This is a genomic window from Nocardia panacis, assembly GCF_003598715.1.
GTDB lineage: Bacteria > Actinomycetota > Actinomycetes > Mycobacteriales > Mycobacteriaceae > Nocardia > Nocardia panacis.
The window spans coordinates 1-556 of record NZ_QZFU01000008.1; the positions used below are offsets into that span (position 1 = coordinate 1).

Consider the following 556-nt stretch of genomic DNA (forward strand, 5'->3'; position numbering starts at 1 on the left):
TCAGTTCGGATCGCAGTCTGCAACTCGACTGCGTGAAGCTGGAATCGCTAGTAATCGCGGATCAGCATGCCGCGGTGAATACGTTCCCGGGCCTTGTACACACCGCCCGTCACACCACGAGAGTTTGCAACACCCGAAGTCGGTGAGGTAACCTTTATGGAGCCAGCCGCCGAAGGTGGGGCAGATGATTGGGGTGAAGTCGTAACAAGGTAGCCGTATCGGAAGGTGCGGCTGGATCACCTCCTTTCTAAGGATATATGGAGCAGCGTACGTTTTCGTCTTGTTTAGTTTTGAAGGATCATTCCTTCAAAACATGTCTCTAGCGAGACAGGATTGTTCTTTGAAAACTAGATAACAATAAGTAATACATTCACATTGAATGCAATGCAAAGTTCATCACACATAGTGATTCTTTCTAAAGTAAGAAATGGTTAAGTTAGAAAGGGCGCACGGTGGATGCCTTGGCACTAGGAGCCGATGAAGGACGGGACGAACACCGATATGCTTCGGGGAGCTGTAAGCAAGCTTTGATCCGGAGATTTCCGAATGGGGAAAC

General features: G+C 48.7%; 2 rRNA genes. Both read left to right on the top strand.

From position 1 onward, the window contains the following. Positions 1-247: ribosomal RNA gene (locus D5S18_RS36310) — 16S ribosomal RNA — on the top strand; the annotation flags it as partial. Between the two features lie 182 nt (positions 248-429). Beyond that, positions 430-556 (top strand): 23S ribosomal RNA (locus tag D5S18_RS36315); the annotation flags it as partial.